The following is a 7,453-nucleotide window of genomic DNA, read 5'->3' as shown; positions in this document are numbered from 1 at the left end:
CCAAGATCTCGATCTCGGCGGCGACGATGGCCTGGCGAAGCTCGGTCAGGGTGGCCCCGCCGAGGAAGGCGCCGATGAACAGGCCGTCGGGCTTCAGCGCCCGGCGGATTTGGATCAGCGCGCCGACCACGTCGTTGGTCCAGTGCAGCGACAGGCTGGAGACCACCAGGTCCAGGCTCTCCGGCGCGAACGGCAGCCGCTCCTCGTCCAGCGCCACGCGCAGGCCGCGACGGCCGGCCAGCATCGCCTCGGAAAGGTCCGCCTCGATCAGGGCGCCGACGCGGGAGGCCGCATCGCTCGCCGCCAGCGCCTCGCGGAACGCGCCGGTGCGGGCGCCCAGGTCGACGACCAGCCCAAAGTCGCGCAGGATGGCTTCCAGCCGGTTGACCACATCGTTCGCCGCCCGCGCCTTCAGAAACCCCGCATCGTCGAAGTCGGCGGCGGCCCGGGCGAGGCGCTTGCGGTGGAGGTCGCGGTCGAAGAGGCGGGGCGGGGCGGACATGGACCTGCAAGATGGCGTCTGGAGGGCCTTCAAGCCAGGGCCGAGGGCCCGCGCATTCGGCCGCGGCCTGCTCGACCTCGTCTTTCCGCCGCACAGCCTGGATGAGGACATCGGCCCTGCGCCGCAGAGCTCGGGCTTCTCGGCGCTCGCCTGGAGCCGCATCGCGTTCATCGACGGGCCGGTCTGCGACGGCTGCGGCGCGCCGCTGGAGTTCGCGCTCGGCCCCGGCGTCCGCTGCGCCCCCTGCGAGGCCCGGCCGCACCCCTTCGCCCGCGCCCGGGCCGCCTGCCTCTACGACGAGGGCTCGCGCGGGGCGATCCTGAAGCTGAAGCATGCGGACCGACTGGACCTCGCCCCGCTGTTCGCGCGCTGGCTGATGCGCGCCGCCCGCGAGCTGATCGAAGGCGCCGAGCTGGTCACGCCGGTCCCGCTGCATCCCACCCGGCTGATCGCCCGCCGCTACAACCAGGCCGCCGAGATCGCCCGGCCGCTGGCGCGCCTCAGCGGGCTCGCCTACGCGCCGGACGTGCTGAAGCGGATCAAGGCGACACCCACCCAGGGCGGGCGGTCGGGCCCCGGCCGGCGGCGCAACGTGGCCGGCGCGTTCGCGGTGCCCGCGTCGAAGGCGGCGCTGGTGCGGGGCCGGCGGGTGCTGCTGATTGACGACGTTTTGACCACCGGCGCCACCACCGGCGGCTGCGCGCGGGCGTTGCTGGCGGCAGGGGCGGTGGGCGTGGATGTCGCAGTGGTCGCACGGGTGCAGCAGTCCGAACGACTCTCCATATGATGATCCTGTGACACCCTCCGGCGTTGAGAGAGCCATGACCGAGGTGACCATCTACACCAAGCCCTACTGCCCCTACTGCGTGCGGGCCGTGGCTCTGCTCGAGAAGAAGGGCGTCGCCTTCACCGAGATCGAAGCGGCCTTCGATCCGGAGAAGAAGAGAGAGATGATCCAGCGCTCCGGCGGCCGGATGACTTTCCCGCAGATCTTTGTCGGCGAGACGCACATCGGCGGCTGCGACGACATGATGGCGCTGGAGCGGGCCGGGAAGCTCGACCCGCTGCTGCACGCGGACGCCTAGAGCCCTTCCCCGATCAGATCGACCTGATCGGATGAGAAGGGCTCTACTCTAAAAAGCTTGAGCGCGGTCTGATCGCATAACCGGCGACCACTTTGCGGACCGCGCTTAGGGCTTGAATTCCGAGCGTCGGACGGCGAAAGCCGGGCCATGACCCTGCGCGCCGCCCTGATCCAGACCCGCACGCCCGCCACCCAGGATGCAGCCCTGGCGCATGTCCTGCCGCTGGTGCGCGAAGCCGCCGCCGAGGGCGCCCAGCTGATCGCCACGCCTGAGGGGACCAACTTCCTCCAGAAGGACCGCGACAAGCTCTTCGGCGTGCTGAAGCCGCCCGAGGAGGACGCGGTGGTCCAGGGCCTGGCCGGCGCCGCGGCCGAGCTGAAGGTCTGGCTGCTGATCGGCTCGGCCCTGGTGAAGCGGCCGGACGGCCTGGCCGCCAACCGCTCGATCCTGCTGGATCCGCAGGGCCGTGTCGCCGCCACCTACGACAAGCTGCACATGTTCGACGTTGACCTGCCGACCGGAGAGACGGCGCGCGAGAGCGCCCTCTATACGCCGGGGGACCGAGCCGTGGTGGCCCAGGCGGGGGACCCGAAGCTCGGCCTTACCGTCTGCTACGATGTCCGCTTCCCGGCCCTGCACCGGGCGTTGGCCCTGGCCGGCGCGCAGGTGCTGACCGTCCCCTCCGCCTTCACCCGGCCGACCGGCGAGGCCCACTGGGAGGTGCTGCTGCGCGCACGGGCCATCGAGACCGGCTCCTTCGTGCTGGCGCCGGCCCAGGGCGGCTTCCACGAGGATGGCCGCGGCACCTATGGCCACAGCCTGGCCGTCGCGCCCTGGGGCGAGGTGATCGGCAAGCTGGACCATGATGAGCCCGGGGTGCTTGCGCTGGACCTCGACCTTACCCAAGTGGAGCGCGCCAGGCGGGCGATCCCCGCCCTTTCGAATGCACGAGGCTTTTCGGGCCCTTAATCCACAGATGATCCGTTACGCCCTTGCCTGTGACGCCGGCCACGAGTTCGAAGGCTGGTTCGGCTCTTCCTCCGATTATGACGACCAGTCCGGCCGCGGCCTGCTCAGCTGTCCGGTCTGCGACAGCGCCGACGTACGCAAGCAGATCATGGCCCCCGCGGTGGCCGGGACCAAGCGCACCCGCCGAGAGGCGCCCGCCGCGCCGCGGGAGATGATGATGCAGGCGCTCGCCAAGGTCCGCGCCCACGTCGAGGAGAACTTCGACTACGTCGGCGACGCCTTCGCCTCCGAAGCCCGCGCCATCCACGAGGGCCGCTCGGAGAAACGCGACATCTATGGCGAGGCCAGCCCCACCGAGGTGAAGAAGCTGGTCGAGGACGGCGTCCCTGTCGCCCCCCAGCCGCCCCCGCCGCCCAAGCCCACCGAGATCAATTAGGGGACCGCGTTCGTCAGCGCGTTGGCGATCGCGTCCTGGATCCGCATGTCGTTCTGCTCGGTCTGGAACTGCTGCTGGAAGCGCTCCAGCTCGGGGATGTCGAGCAGCAGCTCGGTCTCGAGACGGATGTCCTGGTCCGCGGCGGTGTTGACGATCAGGTTGCCGATCCCGTCGTTCGTGAACCTGTTGAGCACGGCGGTGAAGCCGTCGGGGTTCTCCAGGACCAGGCCGATCCAGTCCTGGTCGAGGTTCAGCCCGAGCCGCGCCGCCGCCGCCTGCGCGCCGGCCGTGGGCTGACCGATGGTGTGCTCGCGCATCAGCCCGCCCTCGGCCCAGGTGAGCCGGCTCTCCAGGGCCAGCGCCCCGTCCACATAGGTGCGCACGACGGCGCCCACGCCGACTTCGTAGCCGAGCGGGGTCATGATGCCGGCCCGCTTGTCCGCCATCTCGGCCTCGGTCATCGGCGAGCGGGCCTGGGCCGGAGAGGCGGCGGTGACGCCGGCGGCCAGCGTCGCGGCCATCGCGAAGGTCTTCAGGCGCTGGGTCATGGCAGGTTGAACACCGGGGTGATCTGATAGCGCGGCGGCAGCTCGCGGGTCAGCGAGGCCAGCGAGTCGTCGCCCAGCGGCTCGCCCAGCGCGTACGACCCGTAGGGGCGCCACTCCGCCTCGCGGTTGAAGGCCGGCCGTCCCGCCTGTTCGATAACCAGCACCACCGGCTGCCAGAGCTGGCGGAACTCCTTGGCGCTGTAGGTGCGCAGGCCCTGGGCCGGGTCGCCCACCAGCACCTGGCCGTCGCGGGCGCCCTTCACCACCACGAAGTGGCGGTATTGACCGAGGTCGATGATGGTGATCATCGGCTCCTTCGAGGCCATCAGCTCTTCCAGGCTGATCTGATAGCCCTCGGCCTTGTAGCCGAGGCTCTCGAGGTAGCGCTTCATGTCCAGCAGGGAGAAGCCGACCTTCTGGATCTGCGCCTGGTCGCCGACGTCCCACATGGCCTTGAAGATCTCGGCCTCGCCGAGCGGGCGGCCGTAGTGGTGGCGCAGCAGGGTGGCCAGTGAGGCCGAGCCGCAGCTGTAGTCGTACTGCTGGCGCACGACGGTCTTGAAGCGGATGTCCCGGAAGGTGGTGACCGGCACGTTCAGCGGCGAGCCGCGGTCGAAGATGGCGACCTGGGCGGCGGTCGGCCCTGGGGCTGCGGCCGTCAGCAGGGCGGCGGCGGCGGCGAGCCCGATCAGGCGAGGATTGGTCATCGTCCCGCCCTCACAGTTCCGGGGCGCCGACGACGGTGACCAGGATGCTGCCCTGCAGGTTGCTGTTGGCGCCGGTGTTGATCACCACGTTGCCGACGCCGCTGAAGTTATCGAGCGCATTGTCGGAGAAGGTGACGTCGCCGGAGAGCAGGTCGCCGCCGATGGAATTGCCGTTGGCGGTGGCGGTGAGCGTCTGGGTCGCCTGGACCTGGACGCCCGCGTCCTGTCCGCCGTTGTAGGCGGAGAGCTCCGCCTCGGGGAGCAGCCGGCGCGCCTGCGCCGGCGCGGCCTGCGCCGGCCGATCGGCGACGGCCGGCGCAGTCTCCTCGGGTCCGGCCGCCAGCGCGGGGCGGCCGCCCACGACGGCCGCCACCAGGGCGGCCGCGAAAATCGCATGCCTCATCATCGTTCCGCCGGGAGCCGCAGGGCTCTCGCCTTCCGATCCGTGAATGGACCGGGCCGGCCGGGGCCGGCCCGGTGGGCTCATCGAAGAGGCCTTGGCCTAGGGGGCGCCGAAGCTGATGTCCGCGTTGGCCGAGATGCCGCTCGCCGACTGGACGTTGGCCGCGAAGCCGGTGTTGGAGCCGGTCACGTGCACGCCGGCCGACCCGGAGAAGGAGTCGCCGCTGTGCGCCACGTCGCCGGTCGTGAACGCGCCGTTCTGGTCGCCCATGGTGGGGGCGGCGAAGGACACCGCGGTGCCGGTCACAGATCCAGTCAGGGTCTGGGTCGACAGGCTTGTCCGGTGCGACGAGGAGTCGTTGTAGGAGTCGTTGATCGAGTTGTCCGAACGGTTCGAGTTGTCCGAGTTGTTGGTGTTGTCGACCCGGTTATCGGAGTTGTTCGTATTGTCGGTGTTGTACGAGTCTTCGATGCTGTTGTCGGCGTTCCCGGAATCGTTGGTGCTGTTGTCGGTGTTGCCGGAATCGTTGGTCGAGGCGTCGACATCGATGTCGCCGATGTCGGTGCTGTTGTCGGAGTTGTCTTCCATCGAGTTGTCGTTCAACCCGTTGGTGATCGTCGACGTGGCGATGTCTCCGCCGACCTCCTGTGCGTAGACGGCAGTGGCCATTCCCGTAGCGAGAGCGGCGACAGACACCGCCGCGACAAGCGCGTTCCTCATGGCTTACTCCTGGACCTGTTTGCTGGGTGTGTTGCCCGCCCCAGTGCCCGGGGAAGTTACACCCGATGCGACAACTTGCATCACAAGTTTTCGCCAAAAAATTGTGACTAAGGTCAAGCTTGTCGCAAGTTGATCAACCGTCTGGATGACTGAACGCGATTAACTTACGCCCATGAATACATCATTTTGGGCTGCGACAAGCTTTGCTTTATATCCTTAGTTGTTGAAGGGTTTTGCTCGGAATGGGTCACGCTTGCTCATTGTGGGTATCCCGGTGAAGGCGGCTGATCCGCGCCGCCGCGCTATCGGCCCCGCGGGCCGCGCCGCTTGTAGGACTGGAACGCCTTCGTCCTGGCCGCCGGGCTTGTGTGGCCGATCCGCCACACTACATCCACCCCCAAGGTCCAGGCCGCGCTTCGTGAAGGCGATCTGGCCGATCCGCCTACTCGAGGGGACACAATGAACATCGACCTTTACTCCGACCGCGCCAAGCAGGCGATCCAGTCGGCCCAGAGCCTGGCGCTCGCGCGTCGTCACCAGCAGCTCGGCCCTGAGCACATCCTGAAGGTGCTGCTGGAAGAGAAGGACGGGCTTTCCCGCGCGCTGATCCAGAGCGCTGGCGGCCGGCCCGACGAAGCCGACAAGGCTGTCGAAGCGCTTCTCGCCAAGCTGCCCAAGGTGGAGGGCGGCTCGGGCCAGCTCTACATGAAGCCGGACACCGCCCGGGTCTTCGTGAAGGCCGAGGAAGAGGCCAAGAAGGCCGGCGACGCCTTCATCACGACCGAGCGCCTGCTGATCGCCATCGCCCAGGAGGGCGGCGAGGCCGCCGCCGCGCTGAAGAGCGCCGGCGCCACGCCCAAGGGGCTGGAGGAAGCCGCCCAGGCGGTCCGCAAGGGCCGCACCGCGGACTCCGCCTCGGCTGAAGAGGGCTACGACGCGCTCAAGCGCTACGCCCGCGACCTGACCCAGGCCGCCCGCGACCAGAAGCTCGACCCGGTCATCGGCCGGGACGAGGAGATCCGCCGCACCATCCAGGTCCTGTCTCGGCGCACCAAGAACAATCCCGTGCTGATTGGCGAGCCCGGCGTCGGCAAGACCGCAATCGTCGAGGGGCTGGCCCTGCGCATCGTCAACGGCGACGTGCCGGAGAGCCTGAAGGACAAGAAGCTGCTGGCCCTCGACATGGGCTCGCTGATCGCCGGCGCGAAGTACCGGGGCGAGTTCGAGGAGCGGCTGAAGGCGGTGCTCAACGAGGTCACCGCCGCCGAAGGCTCGATCATCCTCTTCATTGACGAGATGCACACCCTGGTTGGGGCCGGGAAGACCGAAGGGGCGATGGACGCTTCCAACCTGCTCAAGCCCGCCCTGGCCCGCGGCGAGCTGCACTGCGTCGGCGCGACCACGCTCGACGAGTACCGCAAGCACGTGGAGAAGGACGCGGCGCTCGCAAGGCGTTTCCAGCCGGTGTTCGTCTCCGAGCCGACGGTGGAGGACACCGTGTCGATCCTGCGAGGCCTGAAGGAGAAGTACGAGGTGCACCACGGCGTGCGCATCTCCGACAGCGCCATCGTGGCCGCGGCGACCCTCTCCAACCGCTACATCTCCGACCGCTTCCTGCCGGACAAGGCGATCGACCTGGTGGACGAGGCCGCCAGCCGCGTGCGCATGGCCGTCGACTCCAAGCCCGAGGAACTGGACGAGATCGACCGGCGCGTCGTGCAGCTGAAGATCGAGCGCGAAGCCCTCTCCCGCGAAACCGACGCGGCCTCCAAGGCGCGCCTGGAGAAGCTCGAGGAGGAGCTGGACGACCTCGAGGGCCAGTCGGCCGAGATGACCGCCCGCTGGCGCGCCGAGAAGGACAAGCTGTCCTCCGCCGCCCAGGCTCGCGAGGCCCTGGACCGGCTGCGGGCCGAGCTGGTCGCCGCCCAGCGCCGGGGCGACCTGCAGCGCGCCTCCGAGATCGCCTACGGCGAGATCCCGCAGCTCGAGAAGCGGCTGGCCGAGGAAGAGGCCGCCGGCAAGGACGCCCTGACGCCAGAGGTGGTCGACGCCGAGCAGATCGCCGCCGTCGTCTCCCGCTGGA

At 69.2% G+C, this 7,453-nt stretch carries 10 protein-coding genes; 5 read left to right on the top strand and 5 right to left on the bottom strand.

Annotation, left to right across the window (positions count from 1 at the left end):
* Positions 1–502: methyltransferase domain-containing protein (locus VHK87_RS16410; protein ID WP_329635965.1), on the bottom strand; the 502-nt coding region annotated here is incomplete at its 3' end.
* On the opposite strand from VHK87_RS16410, the gene VHK87_RS16405 reads away from it, so the two are divergent.
* From VHK87_RS16405 to VHK87_RS16390, 4 genes are all read left to right on the top strand, one after another.
* A complete protein-coding gene (locus VHK87_RS16405; RefSeq protein ID WP_329635964.1) occupies positions 501–1,289 on the top strand; it encodes a ComF family protein in 789 nt (262 codons plus the stop codon). The two genes, VHK87_RS16410 and VHK87_RS16405, sit on opposite strands and share 2 nt — an antisense overlap.
* A gap of 34 nt (positions 1,290–1,323) precedes the next feature.
* On the top strand, positions 1,324–1,587 hold the full coding sequence (gene grxC / locus VHK87_RS16400) for a glutaredoxin 3 (protein WP_329635963.1): 264 nt from the start codon (positions 1,324–1,326) through the stop codon (positions 1,585–1,587).
* Positions 1,588–1,734: 147 nt separating this feature from the next.
* Complete coding sequence (locus VHK87_RS16395) at positions 1,735–2,556, top strand: carbon-nitrogen hydrolase family protein (protein WP_329635962.1); 822 nt, start codon at positions 1,735–1,737, stop codon at positions 2,554–2,556.
* Between the two features lie 7 nt (positions 2,557–2,563).
* Positions 2,564–2,992, top strand: a complete 429-nt coding sequence (locus tag VHK87_RS16390; protein WP_329635961.1) for a DUF1178 family protein — start codon at positions 2,564–2,566, stop codon at positions 2,990–2,992.
* Here the strand turns inward: VHK87_RS16390 and VHK87_RS16385 are convergent.
* The 4 genes from VHK87_RS16385 to VHK87_RS16370 all read right to left on the bottom strand — a co-directional run bounded on the left by VHK87_RS16385 (position 2,989) and on the right by VHK87_RS16370 (position 5,370).
* Positions 2,989–3,540 (bottom strand): hypothetical protein, encoded by a 552-nt coding sequence (locus VHK87_RS16385; RefSeq protein ID WP_329635960.1) that lies wholly within the window; start codon positions 3,538–3,540, stop codon positions 2,989–2,991. The genes VHK87_RS16390 and VHK87_RS16385 overlap by 4 nt on opposite strands.
* Positions 3,537–4,247: a C39 family peptidase gene (locus VHK87_RS16380; protein ID WP_329635959.1), complete on the bottom strand. Its 711-nt coding sequence runs from the start codon at positions 4,245–4,247 to the stop codon at positions 3,537–3,539. The genes VHK87_RS16385 and VHK87_RS16380 overlap by 4 nt, the downstream gene beginning before the upstream one ends.
* A 10-nt stretch (positions 4,248–4,257) precedes the next feature.
* Entirely contained in the window at positions 4,258–4,650 is a 393-nt protein-coding gene (locus tag VHK87_RS16375; protein WP_329635958.1) for a hypothetical protein, read from the bottom strand.
* A gap of 99 nt (positions 4,651–4,749) precedes the next feature.
* Complete coding sequence (locus tag VHK87_RS16370; protein ID WP_329635957.1) at positions 4,750–5,370, bottom strand: hypothetical protein; 621 nt, start codon at positions 5,368–5,370, stop codon at positions 4,750–4,752.
* Between the two features lie 459 nt (positions 5,371–5,829).
* On the opposite strand from VHK87_RS16370, the gene VHK87_RS16365 reads away from it, so the two are divergent.
* On the top strand, positions 5,830–7,453 hold a 1,624-nt coding region (locus tag VHK87_RS16365; RefSeq protein ID WP_329635956.1), incomplete at its 3' end, for a Clp protease N-terminal domain-containing protein.

The organism is Phenylobacterium sp. (assembly GCF_036263695.1).
Lineage (GTDB): Bacteria > Pseudomonadota > Alphaproteobacteria > Caulobacterales > Caulobacteraceae > Phenylobacterium.
The sequence above is the reverse complement of the archived record's forward strand: the minus strand, read 5'-3'. Positions and strand labels throughout refer to the sequence as shown.

Coding starts and splice junctions, on each gene's coding strand:
- VHK87_RS16405 (WP_329635964.1), top strand. CDS start 501: ATGGACCTGCAAGATGGCGTCTGGAGGGCCTTCAAGCCAGGGCCGAGG.
- grxC (WP_329635963.1), top strand. CDS start 1,324: ATGACCGAGGTGACCATCTACACCAAGCCCTACTGCCCCTACTGCGTG.
- VHK87_RS16395 (WP_329635962.1), top strand. CDS start 1,735: ATGACCCTGCGCGCCGCCCTGATCCAGACCCGCACGCCCGCCACCCAG.
- VHK87_RS16390 (WP_329635961.1), top strand. CDS start 2,564: ATGATCCGTTACGCCCTTGCCTGTGACGCCGGCCACGAGTTCGAAGGC.
- VHK87_RS16385 (WP_329635960.1), bottom strand. CDS start 3,540: ATGACCCAGCGCCTGAAGACCTTCGCGATGGCCGCGACGCTGGCCGCC.
- VHK87_RS16380 (WP_329635959.1), bottom strand. CDS start 4,247: ATGACCAATCCTCGCCTGATCGGGCTCGCCGCCGCCGCCGCCCTGCTG.
- VHK87_RS16375 (WP_329635958.1), bottom strand. CDS start 4,650: ATGAGGCATGCGATTTTCGCGGCCGCCCTGGTGGCGGCCGTCGTGGGC.
- VHK87_RS16370 (WP_329635957.1), bottom strand. CDS start 5,370: ATGAGGAACGCGCTTGTCGCGGCGGTGTCTGTCGCCGCTCTCGCTACG.